Annotated in this window: 31 protein-coding genes and 1 pseudogene; 21 read left to right on the top strand and 11 right to left on the bottom strand. The window is 35.5% G+C overall.

All coding sequences use genetic code 11. The features are described 5' to 3' along the window. Nucleotide 1 precedes the first annotated feature (1 nt). From G592_RS0110295 to G592_RS18025, 7 genes are all read left to right on the top strand, one after another. Complete coding sequence (locus G592_RS0110295; protein WP_036952596.1) at nt 2–910, top strand: alpha/beta hydrolase; 909 nt, start codon at nt 2–4, stop codon at nt 908–910. A gap of 5 nt (nt 911–915) precedes the next feature. Continuing rightward, nucleotides 916–1,683 (top strand): alpha/beta fold hydrolase, encoded by a 768-nt coding sequence (locus G592_RS0110300; RefSeq protein ID WP_028247752.1) that lies wholly within the window; start codon nt 916–918, stop codon nt 1,681–1,683. A 21-nt stretch (nt 1,684–1,704) separates the two neighbouring features. Next, on the top strand, nt 1,705–1,869 hold the full coding sequence (locus tag G592_RS17565) for a hypothetical protein (RefSeq protein ID WP_155942193.1): 165 nt from the start codon (nt 1,705–1,707) through the stop codon (nt 1,867–1,869). Beyond that, the gene (locus tag G592_RS18145) at nt 1,841–1,963 is read left to right on the top strand and encodes a hypothetical protein (RefSeq protein ID WP_420329242.1); all 123 of its coding nucleotides are present in this window, start codon (nt 1,841–1,843) and stop codon (nt 1,961–1,963) included. The genes G592_RS17565 and G592_RS18145 overlap by 29 nt, the downstream gene beginning before the upstream one ends. A 17-nt stretch (nt 1,964–1,980) precedes the next feature. After that, nucleotides 1,981–2,226, top strand: coding sequence for a heavy-metal-associated domain-containing protein (locus tag G592_RS0110310; RefSeq protein WP_028247753.1), 246 nt, complete (start codon nt 1,981–1,983; stop codon nt 2,224–2,226). Nucleotides 2,227–2,335: 109 nt separating this feature from the next. Beyond that, on the top strand, nt 2,336–2,530 hold the full coding sequence (locus tag G592_RS0110320; RefSeq protein WP_028247754.1) for a hypothetical protein: 195 nt from the start codon (nt 2,336–2,338) through the stop codon (nt 2,528–2,530). A 161-nt stretch (nt 2,531–2,691) separates the two neighbouring features. Further along, a complete protein-coding gene (locus tag G592_RS18025; RefSeq protein ID WP_196801837.1) occupies nt 2,692–4,290 on the top strand; it encodes an alpha/beta fold hydrolase in 1,599 nt (532 codons plus the stop codon). 140 nt (nt 4,291–4,430) lie between these two features. Here G592_RS18025 and G592_RS0110330 read toward each other — a convergent pair whose 3' ends face one another. Continuing rightward, complete coding sequence (locus tag G592_RS0110330) at nt 4,431–5,423, bottom strand: serine hydrolase domain-containing protein (protein WP_028247755.1); 993 nt, start codon at nt 5,421–5,423, stop codon at nt 4,431–4,433. 300 nt (nt 5,424–5,723) lie between these two features. Here G592_RS0110330 and G592_RS17575 point away from each other — a divergent pair, with 300 nt between their 5' ends. The 8 genes from G592_RS17575 (at nt 5,724) to G592_RS0110370 (ending at nt 11,174) form a co-directional block, all read left to right on the top strand. Continuing rightward, on the top strand, nt 5,724–5,891 hold the full coding sequence (locus G592_RS17575) for a hypothetical protein (RefSeq protein ID WP_155942195.1): 168 nt from the start codon (nt 5,724–5,726) through the stop codon (nt 5,889–5,891). A 550-nt stretch (nt 5,892–6,441) separates the two neighbouring features. Next, the gene (locus G592_RS16265) at nt 6,442–7,188 is read left to right on the top strand and encodes a DUF6577 family protein (RefSeq protein ID WP_051194869.1); all 747 of its coding nucleotides are present in this window, start codon (nt 6,442–6,444) and stop codon (nt 7,186–7,188) included. Between the two features lie 2 nt (nt 7,189–7,190). Then, nucleotides 7,191–7,490 (top strand): helix-turn-helix domain-containing protein, encoded by a 300-nt coding sequence (locus G592_RS0110345; RefSeq protein ID WP_028247756.1) that lies wholly within the window; start codon nt 7,191–7,193, stop codon nt 7,488–7,490. Between the two features lie 123 nt (nt 7,491–7,613). Continuing rightward, nucleotides 7,614–8,369 carry a metallophosphoesterase family protein gene (locus tag G592_RS0110350; RefSeq protein ID WP_028247757.1) on the top strand — a complete coding sequence of 252 codons (756 nt, stop codon included), beginning with the start codon at nt 7,614–7,616 and terminating at the stop codon, nt 8,367–8,369. A gap of 16 nt (nt 8,370–8,385) precedes the next feature. Next, a complete protein-coding gene (locus G592_RS0110355; RefSeq protein WP_028247758.1) occupies nt 8,386–8,682 on the top strand; it encodes a hypothetical protein in 297 nt (98 codons plus the stop codon). Between the two features lie 78 nt (nt 8,683–8,760). Next, a complete protein-coding gene (locus G592_RS16270) occupies nt 8,761–9,093 on the top strand; it encodes a hypothetical protein (protein WP_051194870.1) in 333 nt (110 codons plus the stop codon). Continuing rightward, entirely contained in the window at nt 9,083–10,018 is a 936-nt protein-coding gene (gene rhuM / locus G592_RS0110365; protein ID WP_028247759.1) for a RhuM family protein, read from the top strand. Before G592_RS16270 ends, rhuM begins: the two co-directional genes overlap by 11 nt. Before the next feature lie 115 nt (nt 10,019–10,133). Then, nucleotides 10,134–11,174: an RNA ligase family protein gene (locus tag G592_RS0110370; protein ID WP_028247760.1), complete on the top strand. Its 1,041-nt coding sequence runs from the start codon at nt 10,134–10,136 to the stop codon at nt 11,172–11,174. 247 nt (nt 11,175–11,421) lie between these two features. Here the strand turns inward: G592_RS0110370 and G592_RS16275 are convergent, their stop codons facing one another. Continuing rightward, nucleotides 11,422–11,676, bottom strand: coding sequence for a nucleotidyltransferase domain-containing protein (locus tag G592_RS16275; protein ID WP_051194871.1), 255 nt, complete (start codon nt 11,674–11,676; stop codon nt 11,422–11,424). Between the two features lie 164 nt (nt 11,677–11,840). Between G592_RS16275 and G592_RS0110380 the strand changes: the two genes are divergently transcribed. Beyond that, on the top strand, nt 11,841–12,404 hold the full coding sequence (locus tag G592_RS0110380) for an RNA polymerase sigma factor (RefSeq protein ID WP_028247761.1): 564 nt from the start codon (nt 11,841–11,843) through the stop codon (nt 12,402–12,404). After that, complete coding sequence (locus G592_RS16280) at nt 12,401–13,510, top strand: hypothetical protein (protein ID WP_051194872.1); 1,110 nt, start codon at nt 12,401–12,403, stop codon at nt 13,508–13,510. The genes G592_RS0110380 and G592_RS16280 overlap by 4 nt, the downstream gene beginning before the upstream one ends. A 99-nt stretch (nt 13,511–13,609) precedes the next feature. Here the strand turns inward: G592_RS16280 and G592_RS0110390 are convergent, their stop codons facing one another. Beyond that, nucleotides 13,610–14,335 carry a hypothetical protein gene (locus G592_RS0110390; protein WP_028247762.1) on the bottom strand — a complete coding sequence of 242 codons (726 nt, stop codon included), beginning with the start codon at nt 14,333–14,335 and terminating at the stop codon, nt 13,610–13,612. A gap of 433 nt (nt 14,336–14,768) precedes the next feature. Between G592_RS0110390 and G592_RS0110395 the strand changes: the two genes are divergently transcribed. Further along, the gene (locus tag G592_RS0110395) at nt 14,769–16,094 is read left to right on the top strand and encodes a hypothetical protein (RefSeq protein WP_028247763.1); all 1,326 of its coding nucleotides are present in this window, start codon (nt 14,769–14,771) and stop codon (nt 16,092–16,094) included. Nucleotides 16,095–16,397: 303 nt separating this feature from the next. Here G592_RS0110395 and G592_RS0110400 read toward each other — a convergent pair whose 3' ends face one another. Next, nucleotides 16,398–17,087 carry a peptidase E gene (locus G592_RS0110400; protein WP_028247764.1) on the bottom strand — a complete coding sequence of 230 codons (690 nt, stop codon included), beginning with the start codon at nt 17,085–17,087 and terminating at the stop codon, nt 16,398–16,400. 203 nt (nt 17,088–17,290) lie between these two features. Next, the gene (locus G592_RS18085; protein WP_051194873.1) at nt 17,291–17,596 is read right to left on the bottom strand and encodes an SdpI family protein; all 306 of its coding nucleotides are present in this window, start codon (nt 17,594–17,596) and stop codon (nt 17,291–17,293) included. Nucleotides 17,597–17,719: 123 nt separating this feature from the next. On the opposite strand from G592_RS18085, the gene G592_RS0110410 reads away from it, so the two are divergent. Continuing rightward, entirely contained in the window at nt 17,720–18,817 is a 1,098-nt protein-coding gene (locus tag G592_RS0110410) for a hypothetical protein (protein WP_028247765.1), read from the top strand. Nucleotides 18,818–18,874: 57 nt separating this feature from the next. Here the strand turns inward: G592_RS0110410 and G592_RS0110415 are convergent, their stop codons facing one another. After that, nucleotides 18,875–19,390, bottom strand: coding sequence for a GNAT family N-acetyltransferase (locus tag G592_RS0110415; protein ID WP_028247766.1), 516 nt, complete (start codon nt 19,388–19,390; stop codon nt 18,875–18,877). 18 nt (nt 19,391–19,408) lie between these two features. Beyond that, nucleotides 19,409–19,867 (bottom strand): GNAT family N-acetyltransferase, encoded by a 459-nt coding sequence (locus G592_RS0110420; RefSeq protein ID WP_028247767.1) that lies wholly within the window; start codon nt 19,865–19,867, stop codon nt 19,409–19,411. Nucleotides 19,868–19,973: 106 nt separating this feature from the next. On the opposite strand from G592_RS0110420, the gene G592_RS0110425 reads away from it, so the two are divergent. Then, nucleotides 19,974–20,429, top strand: coding sequence for a GNAT family N-acetyltransferase (locus G592_RS0110425; protein ID WP_028247768.1), 456 nt, complete (start codon nt 19,974–19,976; stop codon nt 20,427–20,429). Nucleotides 20,430–20,491: 62 nt separating this feature from the next. Here the strand turns inward: G592_RS0110425 and G592_RS0110430 are convergent, their stop codons facing one another. After that, nucleotides 20,492–21,271 (bottom strand): DeoR/GlpR family DNA-binding transcription regulator, encoded by a 780-nt coding sequence (locus G592_RS0110430; protein WP_028247769.1) that lies wholly within the window; start codon nt 21,269–21,271, stop codon nt 20,492–20,494. 152 nt (nt 21,272–21,423) lie between these two features. Here G592_RS0110430 and G592_RS0110435 point away from each other — a divergent pair, with 152 nt between their 5' ends. Continuing rightward, nucleotides 21,424–22,215 carry an HAD-IIB family hydrolase gene (locus tag G592_RS0110435; RefSeq protein WP_028247770.1) on the top strand — a complete coding sequence of 264 codons (792 nt, stop codon included), beginning with the start codon at nt 21,424–21,426 and terminating at the stop codon, nt 22,213–22,215. A gap of 72 nt (nt 22,216–22,287) precedes the next feature. Here G592_RS0110435 and G592_RS18090 read toward each other — a convergent pair. From G592_RS18090 to G592_RS0110445, 3 genes and pseudogenes are all read right to left on the bottom strand, one after another. Next, nucleotides 22,288–22,506 (bottom strand): annotated as a pseudogene (locus G592_RS18090) (ACT domain-containing protein); the annotation flags it as partial. Nucleotides 22,507–22,926: 420 nt separating this feature from the next. After that, nucleotides 22,927–23,136, bottom strand: coding sequence for a hypothetical protein (locus G592_RS16290; RefSeq protein WP_051194874.1), 210 nt, complete (start codon nt 23,134–23,136; stop codon nt 22,927–22,929). Between the two features lie 37 nt (nt 23,137–23,173). Next, nucleotides 23,174–23,998, bottom strand: a complete 825-nt coding sequence (locus G592_RS0110445) for an ornithine carbamoyltransferase (protein WP_028247771.1) — start codon at nt 23,996–23,998, stop codon at nt 23,174–23,176. Nucleotides 23,999–24,113: the final 115 nt, after the last annotated feature.

Raw genomic sequence — 24,113 nt, forward strand, 5'->3', positions numbered from 1 at the left:
TATGAGTGCAAAATACGAAATACTTAAGTTTTTGGTGAAGGCTTTAAATTTAAAAAAGCTTTACTTTGGTGGTAATGATGAGGATTTTATTGAGAGTAAAAGAAAATTAAATGCTAGAATTACTGTTCCTGATTTACAGGATGATGAATTTAACATAAGTCAAATTCAGGTTATGGGATGTACAGTTCTGAAATTGATTCATAAGAAAAAAGTAAATAGAGCCAATATGTTTATCATAGGTGGTGGTATGGTTATAGCTCCCAGAGCCGGTTCGATCAAAAAAGCACTTAGATTTGCAAAGGAAACAGGTTTAGATTTGTACATACCTTATTATCCTTTATGTTTAGATTATCCAATTTCAAAAGCCTATGAAATGATACATGAAACATACAAGGAGATGCTTAAAGATTATGATGAAAAGAATATAAGCATACTTGGTTCGTCTTCGGGCGGAAACCTAGCTTTAGGCTTGGTGGCTTATATTAATGATGGACATAAAGATGTTCCGATGCCAGCACATATCATTGCTCTTTCGCCAGGCACTTGTGTAAATTCAGAAGAAGAATGGAAGCGTATGCTTGAACTTGAGAAAAAGGATGTCATGGTTCCAGCAGATTATATGAAACGAGCTGTGGAAATAATGAGACATGGTGATAATTCAGTTCCTGATTATATGATTTGGTTACAGAAAGGTGATTTTACAAATTGTCCACCGGTAACTTTTATATATGGTTCTGATGAAACTTTATATGCTTGTGCTCCATCTTTTGAGAGAGTAATGAAACGATATAGTGTTAGCTACAATATGATTGTAGGAAAAGGAATGTTCCATTGTTATCCAGTGTTCCCAATAGTAAAAGAAGCAAAAGAGGGGTGGGAGCAGATGGTTCAATTAGCAAGAGAGGCTTAGATATTATGCAATTTGAAGAAATAGGAAACATGGCAGGAAAGACGCTTATGCTACTTCCTGGAACGTGCTGCGATTGGCAGACAAATTTTGGAACAGTCATATCGGAGCTTGCTGAAAAATATCATCTTATATGTGTAAATTATGATGGTTTTGATGGAAGTGATGATATATTTCCTGACATGATAACTGTAACAGAGAAAATTGAGAATTATATAAGGGAGAATCACTATGGCAGACTTGATGGTGCTATAGGTTCTTCTCTTGGTTCAAGTTTTGTTGGACAGCTTGTTATGAGAAAAAATGTGCATATAGACCATGCCATTTTTGGTAGTCCAGACCTTGACCAAAGTGGAAAAGTAGCTGCAAAGCTTCAGTCTATGCTTGTAGTTCCGCTACTTACCAGCTTTACAAAGAGCGAAAAGAAGCGGAATAAGACTAAAGAAAAATTGAAGAGTTTTTTTCTGATGAATGACGAGACTGCTGAGAAGTTCATGAGCTGTTTTTCAAAGTTCAATCCAGAGTCAATTAAGAATGAGTACTATACTGACTTATTGACTCATCTTGAAGATGATATTGAGGTAGAACATACACGGGCTCATTTTATATATGCCAATAAAATGGGGGAAAAGTATTTAAAGCGCTACAAGAAATATTTTCACGACCCTGATATTAGAGAGTTTGATATGCAACATGAGCAGTGGCTTTTCGGAGAAAAAGAATATTCTGAGCCTGTGCTGAATGCTATAGATGAATTTATGGATGTGGCAGTTTAAAATAAGGTGAGGAGTGGGGTTATGAGTAGAAAGGATGAAATCAAATCAGCTTACAAAAGTTTGGGTGGTGCACATAGCTTTTATGATGGAATGATGACAGGAACTACTCTGGCAGGAAAGTTGGTATTACACTCTGTATGGAGAATGAACAGAGATGATGCAGTCTGCAAAAAACAGAGCAGATGAAATAGGTATAACAAATGTGAGGTTTATGCAGGGGGATGTAGGAAAACTACCATTTAAAGATGAGAGTATAGCTGTGTTTAATTGTGTGAAATAGGAAAGAGAGTATTTATTATGAAGAAATACACGGTGAAAATAGATGGCATGATGTGTGGCATGTGTGAAGCACATATCAATGATGCGATAAGGGCTGCTTTTCCGGATGCGAAAAAAGTAAAAGCATCTCACAGTAAAGGAATTGCCAATTTTATTTCTGAAGAAATAGATGACAATAGGCTTAGGGAAGTGATTGATGCTACAGGATATACTTTTGTTTCGGCAGAATCCGAAGAGTTTGTGAAGAAAGGTTTGTTTTGGTAGTAAGAGGAAGGAGGATTTCAGTATGGATACAAGTGGAATTCTTATTTCGATTGTGATTGTTGGGGGGTTAATATTTTTGATACATACGGTAAAGAGAAAGATTCATTAATTGGGAGGAAGCTATGAAAAGATTGTCATCAAGACAGAAGATATTATTGGGCTGTGTAGCTATGGTATTAGCTATAATCGGAGATTATTAGGAAACCTTGCTAATTATATTGCAGGTGGCATGGATTCAGGATTTGAATCCTTTGGATGGTTGTTGATGTATCTGGTATGTGCAATGAGTTTAACTAAAGAGTAAGTAAATAGTCAATTCTTATACAGCCCTCAGGCATACCAGCGCCTGAGGGCTTCTCATTTATTGGCTCCAAATTTTGGTTTCTATTGTTTGAATACACAAGCTTATATATAATGAGTAGAAATAGCTTAAGCAGATAATTGAAAGTACGAGGATATAAATTAATGAAATTTGGTTTTTCTTATGTAGGTCTAATATGGTATGTGCTTCTTCTAATTCCCAATTTGATATGGACAAAGCATAAGCCAAAGGATTATGAAGAATATGTTGTAAAAGAGAATAAAATTCTTCTTGCTCTCGAAAGAACAGGGCAGTTTATAATTACCCCTGTTGCAATATTCTTTTCGGATTTTAACTACAAAGGATGGCATTTCTGGAGTATTGTGCTCTTAGTTTCATTTCTATGCATGGTGTTGTACGAACTCTTTTGGATTAGATATTTCAGAAGCGAGAAAACTATGAAGGACTTTTACAGCAGTTATTGGGGAATTCCATTAGCTGGCGCGACTCTTCCAGTTGTAGCTTTTTTCTTACTTGGTATCTATGGCGGAAATATATTAATGCTCATGGGTTCTGTCATTCTTGGTGTGGGGCATATTGGAATACATTTGCAGCATCGTAATGAAGTGTATGGACCAAAGGTGAAGAAAAAGAGAAAGCTTCCTCAGCGAATACTGTTTGGCACCTTCAAGGTTGTAGCTACATTGCTTCTTATAGTTATATGCGGAGCATTCATGTTTTTTATTGCTTGTCGAAATATCAACCAGTTTAAGCACGCAATTGCATATAAAGATGGTGTAAATGATCAGATTTATGTTCAGCTTAATGATCAGGAAGAATATATTTCAATTATTGGTAAGTCCACTGAGAACCCAGTCATAATTTCCCTTCATGGAGGGCCAGGTTCGCCAACTACATACATTGATTACTGTTGGCAGGATTATCTTACTGATAAGTACACGGTAATTAGTTGGGATGAGAGAGGCTGTGGCAGAACTTATTATCGAAATATGGATATTGATTCAGATAACTTAACTTTATCTTTTGAACAGCAGGTAGAGGATTTAGATGCACTTGTGAACTATGCATGTGAGCGTTTTGACCAGGAACAGGTGATTATTCTGGGACACTCATATGGAACAATGCTTGGAAGCAGATATGCGCTTGCTTATCCTGAAAAGGTATCGGCTTATATCGGAGTAGGCCAGTGTGTTAATGAACGTGATTATTACGGCGAGACCTATTCTTATCAGGATGCTCTCATACAAGCAATGGCAATGGGTGATGATACAACTGAAATGGAAGCAGCTTATGAAAAGTTTTCCACTGATAAAAGTATTGCAAATCTTTTGCAGTTGAGAAGCTATGTTAGTCAATATCATCCTCAGACTGTGACGAAGGATATTTCAGCTATGGCTGCACTAACAAGTCCAATTGCAGGTGTTGATGATATTAGATGGTATATGGTTCAAATGGGTGCAACAATGGGAGACACAAGATATGAGGAACTGGTAGAAAAACCACTTGGTCAATACATGATGGATTTCAATGCATTGGAATACAATGATAATTATCAAATGCCAGTTCTGTTGTTATCCGGCTCATGTGACTGGATTTGTCCAGTAGGCCTTGTAAAGGAGTATGCCCAGTGCATAACAGCACCTAATGTAGAAGTAAATCTCATTGAAGGTTGTGGGCATTCTCCACAAGGACAGCTGCCAAAGGAATTTGCAGATAGAATTAAGGCTTTTCTTGAAAAGTAGGGATGGATGGGATTGTCTGGCTCAACACTATTGGTAGGCAGGAAATAGAAAATAGTAGAGGTGAGGTATGTTGAAGAATTACATGAGTGAAGATCAAAAGCTACCACTATTTGGAGTGGGACCATACATGATTTTTTGTTCTATTGTATCGCCGCCGGGATTACAGTTGTTTCTATGAATTCTACCCTGTCAAAAATCCTTGGCTTAAAGGTTCCAGTCATGCCTACAGCAAGGTTCAGTTTTTTGTTTACATAGATGATGTTGCCACAATCACCTATAGCAGCATAGACTTCCCTATCTGCGATAGGATTGTACCATAAATAGCCATACTCCATAAATCCGAATCTTTCACCGAGCTTTAAATATGGCGTAGTCATCTGCTTAATCCATTCACTTGAAACTATCTGTTGTCCATTGTATTTTCCTTCATTTAAAACCATGGAACCAAGCTTGGCAAGGTCTCTTCCTGTAGCACATAGTCCCCAGCCGGCAGTAACTGTGTCCTGAGGATCAGAATACCATTCATTCTTACGAGGTCCTTTATTCATAAAGAAATCAAACTGATCCTCCTTGCTGCTGTCGCCATGAATGACATGTTCTGGGATTCCAAGTGGGAGAAATAGATTCTTATTTGCAAAATCAATCAATTTTTCTCCAGTGGCTCTCTCTATAATTCCAGCTAGAATCTGAATACCAAGAGTAGAGTACCTAAATTCTCCAGTTATTCCCTTACGGCCTCCTAAAAAATCCAGTATAGCCACTGTCCAGTCATCGGAAGTACATACCTTTTTCCATGGTTCTGACTTACCCTTATAGGGAGCAGTCATGGTAAGTAGGTGCCTTATGGTAACATCATAAATTGTCTTTTCGCCTCTCTTAACCTGATAGTCAGGGAAGTAAGCTAAAACCTTTTCATCAAGGCTTTTAATAGCCCCTTTATCAACTGCAATTCCAGCAAGTATTGCCATGACACCTTTAGTCACTGAATTGACGTTGACAGCATCTTCAGGCTTAAATCCTCGCCAGCAATCTTCATAAACAATTTCTTCGCCCCTTATTACGCAAATCTGGCAAATGTTACTTTCATTTCCTTTGCTTTCAGAAATGAATTGGTGTAGTTCTTCTTTATTCATAAAAGCCTCCTCTTAGAAAAGATTAGGACGTCCTAAGAAAAGGCTAATCTAATTAAAAATTCTTTTCAAGAAAAATCTTTAATTTTATTTCGTTGAGTTTGACTAAGCAACTTAGAGTTATTGATATCTTCCAGTGGTTATATTATACTAACTTGGTTGGTACATATTACTCAAGGTGAGTAATAAATTTATGGTGCCCAGGAAAATGGTGAGGAAGAGGAACCTGCGAAGGAAGAGCCTGTTGTAGTAGAAGATAATAAGAATCTTTTTATCAGACTGGTTGGCAGCTTTGAACATAAGATGGTTGGAGAGGAAGATATAGATGCTGTATCCAGTGCTACCACAGTGTCTTATGTTTCAACAGGTGTAAATGCTGTGAAGCTTGAAGCGGCATTAGTTGATAAAGAGACTGGCAGAGAATCTGTTCCAGAAGACAGCTGGCATCCTCTCAGTTATTTTGAAAATTAAGCAAGTATGTTGTCGAGGATAATGTGCCTATCAGAAGACATTCATATCGCAATTCATACTGGTATCCATCATATGGATGTAGTTATTACAATTGGTATACAAACTATCTATTCAATACTGTAATGTGGTATTGGTTTTTCTAAAATTATAGTATGACAACTGACAGGTAGAACATGCTCAAAAAGAGCTGTTCTGCCTGTTTTTGAATAAAAATGATAAAGATCAGACTGAAAGGAGAGAAAATTGATTAAATAGCTGAGATAACTTACTAAGTAGTAAATTAGTGTAAACGACTTTTTGAACTACAAGTTCAATGACAAGAATAAATCTCTGTGACAAAATATTATTGATAAAATGAGGGTCTATTGGCTTTAAATAAGGATTTATAATTCTAGAACTGGAAGGTTAGAAGAATAGCCATATTGGCAAAAAAATATAAATATTGCCAATATGGCTATTGAGATTTTGCGGCAACCATTGTACAATAATAATATGCATATCGGCAAAAAATAAAAATATTGCCGATATTATCTAAGGAGGCTGCAGAATCATGAATAAAGCAGCAGTATTGAATAATATAAAGAAAGACTACTTCTCAAGGCAGGATCTATTAAGTTCTGCCTTTGATTTATATGGAGATTATACGAATACTCAGCTCCGCTATCTTGTTTCAAAATATATCGAGCATGGAGAAATAGTACGAGTAGGACATAATTGTTATGCAAAAGCAAAAGTAATAAAAGGAAAAAAGACTTATTCAAATCAGTTGTCCGAAGAGGCAGAAGAAGTGATATCTCAGGTAGAGAAAGCCTATCCTTTTATAAATTTTCAAGTATGGGAGCTCAGATGGTTGAATGATTTTGTAAATCACCTATTAGCTAGAAATATTATTTTTCTTGATGTCGAAAATGATGGATGTGAGTTTGTTTATTCATCTTTAAGTGAAAAGTTCCCAGGAAAGATACTATTAAGGCCAACTACTAAAGAGATGACATATTATTCGACGGATAATGCAGTTTTGATTGAAAGGCTTGTAAGCGAAAGCCCTGCAAATTCAGAAAATAACCACATAGCGTCCATTGAAAAGATAATAGTAGATTTATTTGCAAATAAGACACTAATGACGTTGGTTTCAAAAGGTGACTATGCTGACATACTAGAAAATATTTTCTCTAAATATCAGGTGGATGAGAAGAAAATGTTTAGGTATGCGCGTCGTCGAAATAAGGAAGCTGAAATACGAGAGTATATTAATAATAATACTGATATAAAACTGATAAGCGAGGAGAGAATGTGATTTTGTACCCTACCATTGATAAACATGAAACGGCTAAAAGACTGAAAAAACTTATGGATGATAATGGATATTCGGTCAAAGACATAAAAGAATACTTAAATCTAACCTGTGTACAAAGTGTATATCATTGGCTTGAGGAAAAATCTATGCCTTCAGTTGACAATTTATATGCTTTAAGTGTGCTGTTCAATGTAACGCTTGACGATATGATTTGTGGAAATAGGCCAGTTGTAATAGATGACCCAAAGGCAAAACGACTATACCGATACTTTATTGAGATTAATAATTTAAAAGTTGCATAAGAATACCTTTGAAGCTCAGCTTACCAGAATTGGAGGCTGAGTTTTTTGAATTACAAGTTCAATGACAATCGCTGTTTTCTATGTAAAATTATTAATGATAACTAATAAAGGAGAGGCTTTAATATGATTTATATAACAGGGGACTGTCATGCTGATTTTCGGCGGTTTTCTATCAAAAATTTTCCAGAACAACGTGAAATGACAAAAGATGATTACATTATAATTTGTGGAGATTTTGGTGGTGTTTGGAATAGATTCGAAGAGAGTCCAGAAGAAACAAATAAGCTTGATTGGCTTGATGAAAGGCCGTTTACCACATTGTTTGTTGATGGCAATCATGAGAATTTTGATAGATTAATGGCTTATCCAGTTGAGAAATGGAACGGAGGAAATGTACATAGAATTCGCAAATCCGTTATTCATTTAATGCGCGGCCAAGTATTTGAATTAGATGGTAAAACTATTTTTACCTTTGGTGGTGCTAGTAGTCACGATATTGATGGAGGGATTCTAGATATTAGTGATCCGGATTTTCATAGGAAGAGAAAACTACTGGATAGAGAATGGATACCATACAGAATTAATCATCTCAGCTGGTGGGAAAACGAATTACCTGATGCGGAAGAAATGGAGGAGGGTGTTCGCAATCTTGCAGCGCATGATAATTGCGTGGATTATATTGTTACACATTGTTGTTCTTCAAGTACTCAGGCAGTTATTGGTGGTGGAAAATTCACGACGGACGTAGCCACAAGATATCTAGAAGATATCAAACAAAGCGTTAAATTCAAAAAATGGTTTTTTGGCCATTATCATGATAATAAGAATGTCAATGCTGATGAGATATTAATTTATGAGCAGATAATACGTATATCTTAGGCTGGGAGGAGATGCAATGGATGTTGTGGTAAGTTTTTTGAATGAAATTTCATTCTTTGGGTATGAGCAGGAAGATTTACAAGAGGAATTAGATTTATTGAATGCATCAATTAAGGAATGTGAAGAACATCCGGAAAACCTTAAAGCCACTACAGCAGATGATCTTCGAGAGAGATTTGGATTACCAAAAGAAGAGATATATCAACATGAAATGGCTAAGGCTCAAAGTTTTTATAAAGCTGGTATGGATTACACTCAGTATTGCAAGACAGTTGAATTAGAAAAAATAAAAGATTCTTTGATGGCACAGTAGAATATCTTGAGGAGTGGATTGAGGTTGATGAGAAAAGAAGACCTAAGCTAAATTGTGAGGAAATAAAGGAACCTAAGAATGGATAATTATGATGAATTTCTAGCCGATATTGCAGAAATAGCAGAAGGGTTGGCAAATCTTGGAAAAGAAGCTTATTATGAATACATGGGACCAGTAGAAAGACTATGTGATAATTCTTCTACTGTATCAGAAAATGAAGTAGGCTTAATGCTGGATTACCTCCTGAGTTTTTGCGGTTATGAAAAGGTACTAGGTTTGTATAAAAAAGTATGTAGGACATTTTATAATAAGTACCCGGAGTGTATTTCCGACTATATTGTTTATTACCTTGAGGAATATGAACCTGAAAAATATGAGGAACTAAAAAGGAGAGCAGTCATTGACAAATGAAATAGTTTTATTTGAAACAAAAGACCAGAAGGTTAAGTTATCTGTTCCATTGGACAATGGAAATGTTTGGCTTAATAGACAGCAGATGGCAGAATTATTTGACCGTGATGTTAAGACGATTGGTAAGCATATTAATAATGCTCTGAAGGAAGAATTGGATAATTCAGTTGTCGCAAATTTTGCGACAACTGCCAAAGATGGAAAAAACTACAATGTAGATTATTATAGTTTGGATATGGTGATTTCTATTGGATACCGTGTAAAGTCAAATCGAGGTGTCGAATTTAGACGTTGGGCCAATACAATTCTTAGACAGTACATAATGCAAGGCTATGCCATCAATGAAAAGCGTCTAGCTGCTCTTAACAAAACAGTGGAGATTCAATCCAGAATTATCGCAAATACGTTAGACTTGGAGGAAAGAGAAGTACTTCAAGCTGTAAACTTATATACAGAGGCATTGATTCTTCTTGATCAGTATGATCATCAATCATTGAAGAAGCCTGATGGCAGTAGACCTCTATATCGTATTACTTATGCTGATTGCAGGAACATGATTAACCACATGGAGGATAGTTTTAGTTCGGATGTATTCGGTGTAGAAAAAGAAAAAGGTAAAGTAGAGGGAATTCTAGCTGCTGTTTATCAGGACGTGTTTGGTGGAGAAGTATATCCATCACTAGAAGAAAAAGCAGCAAATCTTCTTTATTTTATGATTAAAGATCATCCTTTTGCAGATGGTTGTAAGAGAATAGCAGCTTCTCTTTTCTTGGAATTCTTGAGCAGGAATGATGCATTGTTTAGAGATGGACAAAAGATAATTAGTGATGGTGCCTTAGTAGCAATTACACTTATGATTGCAGAATCAAATCCTGATGAAAAGGATATCATGACAACATTGGTTATGAATTTATTGAGATTATAGTTTTTAGTACAGCAGGTCTTAAGCCTGCTGTTTTTTTATACTACAAGTTCAATGACAAGAGCTACTCTCTATGCAAAAATAGTAATAGCTAAAGATTGAAGGGAGAACAGCGAACATGAGAAAACTTGCAAGTATTCAAAGAATATGGAAGATAGAACCTATTGAAGGAGCCGACAAAATTGAGTTAGCTTATGTTCTTGGGTGGCAGTGTGTGGTTAATAAAGGGCAATTTAAGCCAATGGATTTAGCAGTATATTTTGAGATTGACAGTTTCCTGCCTATAATACCTGAATTCGATTTTTTAAGAAGTTCCAGTTACAGAAAGACAGATGTCATGGGAGAAGGTTATAGGCTTAAAACTATGCGTTTTAGAGGACAAATATCTCAAGGTTTATTGCTGCCGGTAACTTGTTTTGCAATTATAAATGATAAACAAAATCTCGGAGACGATGTTACAGAATTGCTAGGAGTGAAAAAGTGGGAAATTGAGGAACGTGCAACCACAGGTGGAACTACAATTGGTACATTGCCTTATGATATTCCTCATACAGATGAGACTAGAGTTCAGGCTGAGCCAGGATTAATTGAGGAGTTTTCTGGTCTGGAGTATTACATAAGTACGAAGATGGATGGTTCATCGCATTCGATTGGAATTGATGAAAATGGATTTCACGTTACCGGACATAATTATGAATATAAGGATGATGGCAAAAGTTCTTTTTATGAATTGGTAAAATCTCTAAATATACAAGAGGATATGCAAAATTATGTAGAAGAAAATAAACTATCTACACTGACCATTCAAGGAGAATTCTGTGGACCTGGTATTCAGCAAAATCGACTTAAGCTAGTTAGACCTGAGTGGTACGTATTTACCATTAGAGAAAATGGCAAAAGAGTGGGCTTAATGCGTATGCAGATGATATGTGAGAACCTACATTTACAAATGGTTCCAATTGAAGAAGTAGGTTATGATTTACCATCAAAGTATGCTTCAGTAGAAGATCTGCTTGCTAGAGCTGATGGAGAATATCCAAAAGGGGGCAAAAAAGAAGGAATAGTTATTCGTCCTACAGAACCAGTATATTCAGAGCTTATAAGTGGTTCGTTATCCATGAAGGTTGTTAGCAATAAATATTTACTTAAGAATGATTAGGAAAATATATGTGTTCAAAGGATACTGTAAGAGCGCAGTATCCTTTATTTATGCAATGTGTGAATAAATTAACTATTTAATAATCTTAAAATTCAATCCTGTGATAAATTGCAAGGATCTTATCCCAAAACACCATTATCAGTTAAATATATATGTACCTTTTCAAGATTGTGTTTAGCCTGTTCAACCTGATTTTCACATTCTGCTTTATTGGCGATGTCTTACTTTTGCAAGGTTATTTCTATCTTCAATGTTCATATAATACTATCCCTTCTTTTTTGATATTCATAAAGTATGGATACCAGGTATTCTTTTCTTCGAACTCTTTTTTAGGTAAACATACAAAGTTCACTATAGCCATAGTATCTATACCAATTGATGTAGCTATATCATCAATCTTTGAATCATACTTTTTAACTGTTTCTCTGTCGCTATCAGTAAGGATAGCAATATCAACATCAGAATTGCTAGTAAAGTCGCCTCTTGCGCAAGATCCATACAATATGATTTCCGTCAACTCAATATACAGAAGTGGCTAACATTATGGTGACCGCTTCGAGGTATATAAAATTATTTTCAAATTTTATAGAAAAATTGTAAGATAAAAAGATGTTTCCTGTCTATATAGATGTAAGGCCTACAAATAATGAACCGAAGGGAGAAAACATGAGAGACGAAGAAATAATCGAGTTGTATTTCAAGCGTAACGAACGAGCAATTGAAGAGACAGATAATAAATACGGCAATTACTTGGCATCCATAGCAGGTAATATTTTAAGGTGCGACGAGGACGTAGAAGAAACCCTCGACGACACATACATGAGGGCCTGGAAAAGAATACCTCCAACCCGACCACAAATCTTAAGAATTTTCTTGGGGAAAATCACTCGAAACATTGCATTTAACAGATATGAAAATATGACTGCTAAGAAAAGAGGCGGCGGAGAAATCGAAGCTGTTCTGGATGAATTAGAGGAATGCATTCCTGATTCTAACGATGTGGAACAGACAATTTTAGGAAGTGAGCTTTCTCTTATAATTCGTGATTTTGTAAATGAATTACCTGAAAGAGACGCATGCATTTTTGCTTGCAGATATTTTTATACAGAGGATGTTAAGACAATTGCTTCAAAGTATAACATGTCGGCAAATAATGTTTCTGTTATCTTAAGCAGATTAAGAGAAAAATTGCAGAGAAGACTTGTAAAGGAGGGGTATTTAGCATCATGACAAGTAGAGATTTATATATAAGCATGACGGGAATAGATGATGTGATTTTGGCAAAAGCATCTAGACCTTCTAATAAAAAAAGAATTGTAAAATTTCAAAAGAGACTTTCATTTGTAGCTTGCATTTGCCTGGCTATACTGATTTCCGCCACAGCAGTGGCTGCTATACGTCATTTCTGGGGAAGAGGTATGAGCGGCCAGTTGAAATCTACGGAAGAACAGCAACAGACATTGACTGAGTCAGGACAGGCTATCGTATATCCTGAGCTTACAGATTACTCATCATATCAGGTGACAGATCAGGGCGTAACTATTGCTCCAAATACAGTTGTGGTTGGCAATGATTTTGCTTACATTTCATTCACAGTTTCTGGTTTTGAGGTCGGAGAGAATGAAGAACCAGCAGCAGAACTTGACTACTATTTAGGTGATGATCCAGATTCAGAGAGTTCATGGGTAAATGGTTCATCGTCTTTCTATGACGGGTTAATTGCTGATGACAATGGAATGATTGCCAACGCAGACGGAAGTGAAGTTAAAAAAGGTGAAGATGGAAATACACTTTGTCATTATTATGATGATGACGGAAATCTCGAGTATATTATTCAGCTTCAATCAATAGAAGGACTTAACACTATATTGGGCAATACGTTACATGTTAACTTTACCGACTTGGGCATTTATCCTGGCAAAGCTGACTATAAGTCATATATATCTGGTAACTGGGATTTCACCTTAGAGCTTCCTACTGTAAGTAATACTCAAAACATAAAGGTCGATAAAGAAGTGCCAGGCACAAATTTTGTAATTGAAAGTGTTGATATTTCACCTGTGTCAATGACAGTAAATTACAAGGTAAATGGTGAGGTAAAAGAATCTGAGGACTTCTTGGGGATACCTCAATTTACTGGATTTGTTTTGGAAGATGGCACCAGACTTCCATATGTGGCAAATGGTGGCTCCTACGGATATAACGATGAAACAAAACAATACGCTACCAGCTCTAGTGCGTTTGATAGAGTAATCGACATCTCTCAGGTAAAATCATTATTACTCTGGCCAAATGATGATGGTAATAACGATATGGTAGAAGTTGAAATTCAATAGACATAGAGACAAACAAGGGATTATCAAATGCGATAATCCCTTGTTTATTATGTTAAGAAATTCACTATTTTATTAACTTAAAATTGAATAAAGAAATATTTAGTCCTGAAGGATACAGTCGATTAGTTTGTTGTATTCTGATTCTGATATTTTTTCTATTTCATCGCTGTCAGGAAGGCTACGGTAGAAGTACTTTTCACCGTTTTCATCTTCGTCGCTGCCGAATCGGATTGTTTCAGCTAAGGTAGAGCCTTCATATCTGTGCATGCTAAAATCGTCGAATTCTTCCCAAGCGTGGGCATGAACAATCCAGTAACTATCTTTGTAATATGACAAGATACATGTAGCTCCAGTACCTTGGCCATCTTCGAAGAGAATTACTTTGTTATCTCTTATATCAAAGAAGCTGTAACCGTAAGGACCTGAGAGCATTAATTCTGCATCACCGTCGTTGTTTACATCTCTATAGTCATAGAAGTGATAAGAATCCCATTCATCGCCTTCAAGATCAAGAGAAGAAGCATTTAAAGAATCTCTACCATCTTCTGAAATTACTTCCGCATCTATTTTTCCGTTTAAGAAAAGATCAAATAAATCGTCTTTACTTTCTTGTTTATTTTCAGCTTCTTCAGAATTATTCTCAGTAGGTTGAGACTGATCTATTGTAGTTGTAGTAGTAGGAGTGATATTTGATACTACTGTATCAGTTTTCTTTTCATTAAGAATGTAAAGTCCACAGCCTACAATTAGAACTAAAGCTATGATAATCAAACATATGGAAAAAACTCTAGCTTTCTTCTTTCTTTTACTTTTTCTTGTTGCCATAATTATCATTCTCCCTGATATCTTTGATTTTTCAAACAGGGTATATTATAGCACTGTTGTTGTAATTAACAATGTGTCTTACTTACTCGATTGAATTAAAATACATAAGTCCAGAGTCTATTACATAGGATGATAATAACTATAACCTATGGTTTTTTTATCGTTTTAGTAAATAGCGTAATATTTATATTCTAAAAATCTATTTTAGTGTGAAATGCCCAATAAAATATGGAAAACATTAGTGGTGTTGCTGATTATAAATAATGGTAATTGGTCGATAGGATAACTGTAAGTATTTTTATAAGGCTAAGGACGCATCTATTTCAACGGAATGAAGTTGGAATAGGTGCTTTTTTAGTCGTTTTTTACCGCTCGGACCTTTCTGGAGAGCGGCGCAGCTTTGACTGACAGATGAGCTGCAGAAAGGAGTTATATGGCAGATTATTTAGCAGAAAACAATTTACTATTTCAAAGTGGCTATTCAAGCTCATATCTTTATTTTTCAAACTTTTTAAATAAAAATAACGAGTTTGAAAACGCTATGAAAGCGTCTTCCAATGAACAATTGAATACAGCAGAGTTACCTGATGATAAGCAAAGTAAAGGTAATAGTTATACTCGTGTTGTATCGGCTTCTGTGATGAGTAGTGAGATGAGTGCCACAAGTACAGCAGATGGCCGAACAGCTTTTTCCTATCAAAGTGTTGTGCAGAAATTTGAGATAAGGATAGATGTTAATGGCGATGATAGAAAATACACTGCTATCGGTACAGACAAAGATGGAAATGAATTTGAAAAAGAAATTGATCCATACAATGTTGATCCAACTGATGCTGATTTTACAGAATTCGCTGCTTTATGCTCATATATTTGTGAAACAGAGAATCTTGCTGATGAGACAATGAAGTTCATGAGCGACTTTGAGGTAAACGATATCTTCAAGCGTATGGACTACCTTGCTACTTTTTCAAGTGAAATGGGTAAGTATGAAATAGCAGGGCTAGGAAATCTTTCGTTAGAAAACTTTATGCCGCATATTAATAAGCTTATGGAAACTCTTATGGGTATAACTATGGAGTCGCTTAATGTAAATCTTGATACTGTTGTGGAAGAACCAACTGAGCCTCAGACTAAGGATTTAGGATTTGGATATTTATTGTCACCAGGTTCAGCTTTTGGAATGAGAGCAACTCAAATAATTAATCCAGATTCTGATGATGTGATTGTTAGAGTAAAGATGTCAGAAGCAAATGGTGGCGAGACGTTTGATGTTAATATTTCAGAAGTAGATCCAAGAAGTGCAACAGCTATTGAAATGTTTGCATATTGTCAGTACGCAGATTCTATTGGAGAAGGAATATCAAAGAGCAATTTTCCTAGTTGGAGTGAAGTGAAGAGATTTATGGATCCAGGCGGAGCTTTTGAGTTTGATTCAGTTGAGCAGGCATCCACTAAAAAATTCAATTGGACTAAAACAATTTCAGAATCAGACATATCCTTCAAGCGTGAATCAACAGGTGAAATACTTGATGCAAAAGATATTATAAAGATGCTTATGGAAAGCTATAAGAAAATCCATGAGAAGGATGATGAAGATGGTGACTGGCGCAAAATGACTGATGAGGAATGGGAAAAGCTCTTGGCAAGAATCGATGCTGATATCGATGATATGATAGAGAGTGTCAAGGAGGAAATTGAGGAGACTAAAGAAGAACAAGCAAAAGAAAGATTAGAAAAAGAGACTGTTGAAATTTCATAAATTACAGGCAATTTCAGAAAGGAGCTTTATGTCAGTAAGTAATATTTTGTCAGGTTATGCTATTAGTACAAGCGTGCAATATAGTAACGACACTGGTCTTATTAGCGATGCTGAATCCTACGGAAGCAGGCATAGCTGAAGAATTGTATGTCTGATATATAAAAATACAGAGCCATCAATGAGAGTTGGTGGCTCTGTTTATGGTTAATTAACTGTATGTCAAAAAGTTAACTAGCAAGTTATTTTAAAATTCAAAATGCCTCTGCAACCTGGAATTTGGCGTTTCTTTTTTTGAAAACTTTTTCAGATATGGATTACTTCCAGTTCTTGCTTTTTATTATCGGAAACTAACCAGGCTTTTGTAGCGTTACGTGAGCCAATAATGAATTGTTTCCCACCTTTTTCAACATATGCAGCCTCGTTTTCCAATGCAAGACCTTCATACTCAGTATTAGAAATCATATGATCAAATGAATCTCTGCCTTCTTCATTGTAATGTGGGCAAAAGCAATATGGAAATAATCCTAACATTTCTCCAACTATAGTATATTTCCAATTATCACCGCCTTCAAAACTTGCACTGTCACTATGTCCAGCACTAAACCAGCATATGGCACCTGCACTAAGTCCCATCAAAACAGCTGTATCGTTCTTGTATATATCTTTTAGTTTTATATCCAGTGAATATTTTTTCCAAATTTCCATCATTGTCTTAGTGTCGCCGCCACCGACATAAATGACATCTGCCCACTCAAGTCTTGTATTTATTTCAGCATCATCAAGCTCTTCCTTCGTAAGAGGTAGATCCTTTACATTGCAATTCAGTTTACCAAACGCAGCTTTAATACCTGCCAAATAACCTTCTGAATCCATACTGGCAGTTCCTATAAATAAAACATTTGGTGATTCCTTTTCTGAAAGTTTTACTGCGTACTTATTAATTTGTTCAGTAGTCTGAAGATCCCCACCACTGATAGCAACCACTCTTCCCATATTATGCCTCCGCTTGTAGAATTATTCATAGTATTTATGTATATCTGACAAAGTGTGATTTGTTGAGTTCAATTATACATGATTGGGAGATTGATAACTATATGAAATGCAAAAAAGAAGAGGAGATCAGAAGCTCTCCCACTGTATGACAAGAAATTAACTACTGCATTAACATAAAATTTTAAATTTTGGCTCATGTGCTATTATTTCCTGTTTCCATTTTGATCAAATTTCTTTCTTAGTTTCAATTCTACAGGAATAAAACAAAGGAACAAAATTATTAATTGAACAGTTTCTAACATAAGAGTCATTATTCCAATAATATCATCTGAAGAATGAATAAATGGTATCTGAACAATGGCGGTAGGAATTAATAAGATCAATCCTATTTTTAACCATAATCTTCCGCAATAATCATGGGCGAACTTCCATGTGTCCTTATTCTTCCTAGACATTTTGGTTCTATAACCAATAACACCATTTATCTCCTTAGGCGGGTGCTTATACATGAAATAGCCACGTAAATTAAATTATTAATAACATTATCATATTAATCTTTTCATCTTTTTTGCCGATATTCGTAATGGAGAATGGGTACTTTACGTTTTCGATTTCATATGGAGGTATTCTTTATGATGAAAATAAATACGTATAAGATAAGTTATTCCTCAGAATCGTTAAAAAATAAAAGTAATTATAATCTGGATTTAGATAAAGCAAAGGTCGAAGCGCCTGTACTTTTGACTGAAGCCAAGAATAAGAATGTATCTGTGTCCATATCTAATGAAGGGCAAAAACGGCTGGAGATGAATCAGAATGTACCATCGGTTGAAAATCAAAGTGATTCGTCTCTGGAGAATTTTAATACCGAGGAAAAGAAAAAAGATGCCTACACCGAATATATGGAAAGAATGAATGATGTTCTAGGTAAAATTGGCAAAGGTGAGACTGTATCTCAGAAGGACAGAGAATGGCTGGATGGTGAGTTGAACAGCATCGTGTCAGGACACTATAATAATCTTGTAAATATGAAATTTGAACGACAAGATGTGTTGGAAGCTCTTAGTGAAAATATGGCTCAGCGAAGACGTATGATGTTTGATATGCTCAAGGAAATAGAGGCGAATGATAATGTTTTCCAACAGAATTTTGCATTCCTGCAGGACGAGTTTGAGATAAAAGACAAAGAGGAACTAGTAGAAAAACTTACAGAGGCATTAGAATTAGAAGAGGAAGAAGAAGCCCAGGCAGAGGAATCCGAAGAAGAGGTTTCTGAGGAAGAAGTTGATGAAAATGGAGAGCCGATTTCACTCAATCACGATAGCCTTGAAAATGAAAAGCGTGCTGATAAACAAATCAGACAGACAAAAGAACAAATTGATTTTATCGGTGAGCAAAGTAAAAAGGAGGAAGCCGACTCAAAATTCTACTCTGATATGGTAAATTCATCATATGATAACATTATGAAGATGGTTAACAGTTCCGAGTTTTCATATGAAGACAAAGCAAATGCTGCAAAAGATTTTATGAAAAAATCATATGAGGGCACAGTCGAAAAAGAAAAATCCAGAATTAAGGCAGAGTTTGATAAAGAGACAGTTCGCATAGCTACCAGATTCTTCAGACAGCATAATGATATTGGCGAAGTATTAAAGAGAAATCATTATAAGGTAAATTACATAAGTCAAGATATAGCGCAGGCATTATTAATACATAAGCGTAATGGGTAGTCAATGGCCTATTGAGAAAGTATCGCGGCCAATTTTGTCAAGGAATTAACTATTCAGTTAAATTACAGGACAGATCATCTGAAGGTCATATGGTTCCTTTTCAGCAAGTTCTTTTATAGGAATGCTTGCCAGGCCACTTCCCATTGCTCTGTAAAATGCAATCGTCTCCTCAGAAGAACAGGCAGATATGTACAGAGCCTGTGCACCAGCTTTTATTGCTTCCGCTTGTCCCAATTCAAATAATCGTCTGCCAACACCTTGGCCTCTGCATTCAGAAGATACCTGCATCATATCAAGAATCATGTAAGGACCGTTTAGTTTCTTTAATAGCCCAATAAAGCCAACAACTTTATCATTTTCTAATGCGATGTATGTAATATAGTCATCACTGCTTATTTGCTTTGCCACAGAACGCTTTTGGCTTAAGTCCCAATCTTCGGTATATTTGCATTCTACTAATGCATATTCTCCGTCTATTCTTCGATATACTTTATTTACATTCTGTTTTCTGTTATATGAATCTAATGATTCTAAACAGAAATTTGTCTCTGATAATAATTCGATTTTTATCAAATGATAATTCCTCTTTCATCACTCACATTTCTTAATATAATAAATGAATTCATTATCCCGACTCACTTCCACATATCCCAGCTTGGTATAAAAGGCGTTTGTTCTGACATTCCAAATGGGAGTATCTAATACAAATTCCTTTACATTTGAAAACATTGTCTCAATTTCCTGCATCATGTAGACTCCATAGCCTTTGCGATAATGCTCTGGGCTTACAAAGATCCTTCCGATGTTCAACTTGTCTTTTTCCAAAAAAAGAATCGCACCGCCAACAATTAGTCCATTGTCCGTGAGCTTATACAAGTGATTTGTTCTGGCCATCTTTGTGTGATAAGAAACAGACATATATCCAGGTGGCCCACCAGCTGAAGGTGCTCCAACCTGAACATCGCTATCAAAGGCTCTTTTAGATATTCCATTAAGTGTTAAAGCATCAGAAGTGCTTGCTTTTACAAATCTAAGATTATTTTGTTCCATTTTAACCTCTACAGTTTTGTTGTTTTGGTAATTATTGTATCTATTGTTAGGAACGTTTACAATGGTATAAATTATTTTGAGCGAGATAGATATTGAAGGAGGCAGAATGGAATATAGGATAGCAACTATTGATGACATCGAAGAATTGATGAACATACGATTTGAAATGCTAAGGATTGTTAATGACCTTAAAGAAGATCAGGATTTTTCAGATGAGCTAGTGGCATACAGCAGGAGGTATTTTATAGATGGAAATCAGGAGACCTGTCTTGCTTTTGATAATGGTGCAGCCGTAGGTTGTGCAAGTATTTCGTATATTGAAGTAATGCCTACATTTTCTCATCCAACGGGAAAAAGAGCTCATCTTATGAATGTTTACACAAAGGAAGAGTATAGGCGTCAAGGGATAGCTAGAAAAATGGTGGAGATTCTAATTGATAAAGCAAAAAGAAAAGGTGTAACAGAAATCAGTTTAGATGCTACCGAGTCTGGAAGACCTTTATATGAGAGCCTAGGATTTAAGTCTTCTGATGAGTGCATGGTGATGAATGTTTTAGATTAAATGTTGGGAGAATTAAAGTATATATCAAATTCCCAAACTCCTTTCATTGTATCTGGGTGTCCTTAAAAATGTGTTATGTTTAGATTTACCTTTTCTTTTAATATATTATATTGATCCTCATCGGATATATCAGAGTCTGTGATAATAGTATTAAAGTCTTTGATATCTCCGAACTTTTTCATAGTATGTTGCCCGAATTTTGAGTGGTCAACAAGAAGAATATTTTGCTCAGAATTTCTCATAACTACCTGTTTTATTGAACAATCCATTTCTGTGCTGGTCACACCATAATCTGTATCTATAAAGCCTGTTCCTAGAAATGCAGAATTAAAATGGAAATTTGAAAGATATGTCATAGTATCCATATCCATAGAACCACCATTTGAATCCTGATATTTACCAGGAGCTATGTATAATGTGATATATGGGTTATGAGAACATTCCTGCATTACTGCCAATGAGCTTGTCACAACGGTGTGATGCAAAGATGGAAGATATCTAGTCATAAGTAACACTGTGGTGCTTGGATCTAGATATATTACATCATTTTCTTTAATAAGTTCTGCTGCGCGACGAGCAATTGCAGTTTTAGCCTCGTAGAAGCTCTCTTTCCTCATATCAAAACTATGTATAGGTGAGTTAGGATGCCTGATAGTAGCGCCACCATAATGGGTAACAAGTATTCCCTGTTCCTCCATTATGTGTAAGTCTCTTCTGATAGTCATATCAGACACACCAAATTTTTGTGATAAATCCTTTACATTTACAGTAGTCTGTTCTTTTAACGATTCGTAGATAGATTCACGGCGGCGTATTCCATTATTTTCATTTATCTGTTTCATAGAATGCTCCTTCAGATGATGAAATGTTTTATTAAACATAATTATACCACAGAACTCCGCAAATCGAACAACATTGAACGTTATATCATGTAAATATATGTGCTATTATCTTTTTGCAATCGAAAAATATAAAATACTGTTAGGAGATAGCAATGTGTAAGAAAAAGTATTTGTTTTTTGATATCGATGGCACACTGGCTGCAGGAGGATATGAAAATTTCTATATTCCAGACTCAACTGTTACAGCGCTGCAAAATCTTAAGAAGGCTGGTCATTTTCTGTGTATTGCAACAGGCAGAGCTCAGGCTCTTGCAGTTGATATAATGAATGAATTAGGTTTTGAAAATATGGTAAGTGATGGAGGTTATGGTATTACCATTAACAAAACTCTATTAGGAATAAAGCCACTTCCAAAAGAAAACGTTGTTACTTTAATAAGAGAATGTCAGGAGAAAGGATATCCATGGGGAATTCAACCTGAAAATTCAGCTGTAAGATATGTTCCCGATGAGCGCTTTAATGAAATCGCAAAGGATACATATATGGAACAAAAGATAATTAATGGATTGAATCCTGAAGATTATGAACATATATATAAAGCATATGTAGCCTGCAGAGCAGAAGATGAGAAAAATCTCAAAGCACTGGAAAATCTTCCTTGTTGTAGATTTCATGAAAGTTATTTGTTTATTGAGCCAAGCTACAAGTCTGTAGGCATAAAAAAGGTTATGGATTATTTTAATGCTGATTATAGTGATGCTGTTGTTTTTGGTGATTCTGGCAATGATATTTCAATGTTTACAGATGATTGGACAAAGGTTGCCATGGGGAATGCTATTCCTGAATTGAAGAAGCTTGCAGACTATGTGACTTCCGACGTTGATAAAGATGGAATTTACAATGCCTGCGAGAAGCTGGGATTATTTGATGCTGTTGCTTGTTAATACCTTTCAGCGTGATCTCGATAGGGAGCGTTATGAAAGGTATTAATATAAATCAAAGAATTAAAAGAGAATTCAAACCACCTTATATCCTTGTTCTTCCAAAACACTCATTGCTTTTTCAAAATTCTCTGACTTAACAAGTATATAGTCCGTATTGTATGTCTAGACAGCAAAAATACCAATTTCATTTTCTGCAAGGATAGTTGACAGTTTAGACAGTATCCCAATCAGTGAAAAATCAAGTGTTCCCTGAATCCGAAATCCATTCCATCCATCCTCGCGCTCGATAGTACCTGCTGCTTAAATCTTCTCATTTTTCTAAACATCGTAAACACCTCAATCTTCCTCCAAAACTAAAAAATGCCATTCCATTACCTGCTAAGACCTAACGGTAAAGGAATGATGTAAATCCCATTACTCGGTAGCATTGCGCTGCCTTGTATATGATCAATATTCATAGGATTGATTTACTTTCCTAAGTGCAGCTACATAATCGCAACCTTTTTCCTTCCCTCCGTACTAAAATCAACATAAGAATCGACTTCAATTATCTCTACACCCTTCGATTTGTTGATTTCAATTTTACTTTATTAGAGAGCTGATATCTATATGAAATGCAAAAAAGAAGAGGAGAGCAGAAGCTCTCCCGTACAAAGTGTCTTACTTTGTTCAGCAATAATAATTTGCAAAGAATCCATGTAATTTCCTCGTTTATAGAAAGCCCATACCTTGTTTCACAGTGTTTGTTTTTTCTTTACCAAGTAACACCTCTAATAATTTGAAAGCTACTTCGGCAGCCGTCTGAGGGCAATAAGATGTAATGACATTACTATCAATGACAACCGGTTTATCTATTACATCATAGAATGGCGCAAACTCCATCATTTCAAAGCCTTTACAACAAAATAGAAGTACTTTCATAATAATATCTCCAACATGGTCTAAGCAAAAAAATAGATTAATGTGACAAACAATAAATTAATATCGCTTGCTGTATTCTTAAAAGATTATTCTTAAACGTATACCCAACGAAGAAATCTGAATCAATTACATCTTCAGATACTTCTTCACCGCGATAAAATGGTGGGCAGGGATTAAGGATTGCACCTTTATTTGCCTGTTTCATTATATCTTTTGTTATTTGATACTCTTTGAAGTCATCAAGTATTTCTTCAGGAATAGAATCAGTGCAGATTATGTCTTTATTTTTTATGGAATCTAATAAATTATTACCATGCTTAACATCCAGAATTGCATATTCAGATGGGCTGCATTGAGATAGAGAAAGACTAAAGGCTTTAGAAGCTTCTTTCCAAGCTTTGCCTACATTCCCTGTAGCTCCAACAAATAAATATTCATCTCCCAGATATGAAGATCGGAGCTTAGAAATTGAATATAAATCGGACATCATTTCGCAGGGATGATTTTCATCGGTTAATGCGTTTATAACAGGAATATCAGTAACATTTGATATTTTATCAAGAAGGTTGATATCTTTATGTCTGACGACAACAGCATCAGCCCAGTTCTGCAGATAGCCAAAAACATCTTTGATATCCTCTTTTTTCTCTAACGTGGCAGAATCAAATAAGATTGATTGACCTCCCAGGAGATATATTCCTTTTTCAAAAGAAACGCGAGTTCTTATACTATTTGAAGGAAAGAACATTACAATGGTTTTTCCCTTGAGAAAGTTCGGATACTTATCAATATTATCTGCAATCTGGAATATCTCTAGTAAATCTGAAATATTGAAATCCGTTAATCTAATGAATGAACGCATTTTTAACCTCTACAGTTTCGATATTTTGGTAATCATTGTACTTCATTGAGGGATAATTAGCCATATAAAAAGAAAAACTCCGTGGAAAAGAATCCACGGAGATAGGATAGCTTGC

The sequence above is a fragment of the Pseudobutyrivibrio ruminis CF1b genome, assembly GCF_000424005.1.
Classification (GTDB): Bacteria; Bacillota; Clostridia; order Lachnospirales; family Lachnospiraceae; genus Pseudobutyrivibrio; species Pseudobutyrivibrio ruminis_C.

Bases quoted from the DNA above. Each gene is read 5' to 3' on its own strand.
- G592_RS0110295 (WP_036952596.1), top strand. From the start codon at position 2: ATGAGTGCAAAATACGAAATACTTAAGTTTTTGGTGAAGGCTTTAAAT.
- G592_RS0110300 (WP_028247752.1), top strand. From the start codon at position 916: ATGCAATTTGAAGAAATAGGAAACATGGCAGGAAAGACGCTTATGCTA.
- G592_RS17565 (WP_155942193.1), top strand. From the start codon at position 1,705: ATGAGTAGAAAGGATGAAATCAAATCAGCTTACAAAAGTTTGGGTGGT.
- G592_RS18145 (WP_420329242.1), top strand. From the start codon at position 1,841: ATGCAGTCTGCAAAAAACAGAGCAGATGAAATAGGTATAACAAATGTG.
- G592_RS0110310 (WP_028247753.1), top strand. From the start codon at position 1,981: ATGAAGAAATACACGGTGAAAATAGATGGCATGATGTGTGGCATGTGT.
- G592_RS18025 (WP_196801837.1), top strand. From the start codon at position 2,692: ATGAAATTTGGTTTTTCTTATGTAGGTCTAATATGGTATGTGCTTCTT.
- G592_RS0110330 (WP_028247755.1), bottom strand. From the start codon at position 5,423: ATGAATAAAGAAGAACTACACCAATTCATTTCTGAAAGCAAAGGAAAT.
- G592_RS17575 (WP_155942195.1), top strand. From the start codon at position 5,724: ATGGTTGGAGAGGAAGATATAGATGCTGTATCCAGTGCTACCACAGTG.
- G592_RS16265 (WP_051194869.1), top strand. From the start codon at position 6,442: ATGAATAAAGCAGCAGTATTGAATAATATAAAGAAAGACTACTTCTCA.
- G592_RS0110350 (WP_028247757.1), top strand. From the start codon at position 7,614: ATGATTTATATAACAGGGGACTGTCATGCTGATTTTCGGCGGTTTTCT.
- G592_RS0110355 (WP_028247758.1), top strand. From the start codon at position 8,386: ATGGATGTTGTGGTAAGTTTTTTGAATGAAATTTCATTCTTTGGGTAT.
- G592_RS16270 (WP_051194870.1), top strand. From the start codon at position 8,761: ATGGATAATTATGATGAATTTCTAGCCGATATTGCAGAAATAGCAGAA.
- G592_RS0110370 (WP_028247760.1), top strand. From the start codon at position 10,134: ATGAGAAAACTTGCAAGTATTCAAAGAATATGGAAGATAGAACCTATT.
- G592_RS0110380 (WP_028247761.1), top strand. From the start codon at position 11,841: ATGAGAGACGAAGAAATAATCGAGTTGTATTTCAAGCGTAACGAACGA.
- G592_RS16280 (WP_051194872.1), top strand. From the start codon at position 12,401: ATGACAAGTAGAGATTTATATATAAGCATGACGGGAATAGATGATGTG.
- G592_RS0110390 (WP_028247762.1), bottom strand. From the start codon at position 14,335: ATGGCAACAAGAAAAAGTAAAAGAAAGAAGAAAGCTAGAGTTTTTTCC.
- G592_RS0110395 (WP_028247763.1), top strand. From the start codon at position 14,769: ATGGCAGATTATTTAGCAGAAAACAATTTACTATTTCAAAGTGGCTAT.
- G592_RS0110400 (WP_028247764.1), bottom strand. From the start codon at position 17,087: ATGGGAAGAGTGGTTGCTATCAGTGGTGGGGATCTTCAGACTACTGAA.
- G592_RS18085 (WP_051194873.1), bottom strand. From the start codon at position 17,596: ATGTATAAGCACCCGCCTAAGGAGATAAATGGTGTTATTGGTTATAGA.
- G592_RS0110410 (WP_028247765.1), top strand. From the start codon at position 17,720: ATGATGAAAATAAATACGTATAAGATAAGTTATTCCTCAGAATCGTTA.
- G592_RS0110420 (WP_028247767.1), bottom strand. From the start codon at position 19,867: ATGGAACAAAATAATCTTAGATTTGTAAAAGCAAGCACTTCTGATGCT.
- G592_RS0110425 (WP_028247768.1), top strand. From the start codon at position 19,974: ATGGAATATAGGATAGCAACTATTGATGACATCGAAGAATTGATGAAC.
- G592_RS0110430 (WP_028247769.1), bottom strand. From the start codon at position 21,271: ATGAAACAGATAAATGAAAATAATGGAATACGCCGCCGTGAATCTATC.
- G592_RS0110435 (WP_028247770.1), top strand. From the start codon at position 21,424: ATGTGTAAGAAAAAGTATTTGTTTTTTGATATCGATGGCACACTGGCT.
- G592_RS16290 (WP_051194874.1), bottom strand. From the start codon at position 23,136: ATGAAAGTACTTCTATTTTGTTGTAAAGGCTTTGAAATGATGGAGTTT.
- G592_RS0110445 (WP_028247771.1), bottom strand. From the start codon at position 23,998: ATGCGTTCATTCATTAGATTAACGGATTTCAATATTTCAGATTTACTA.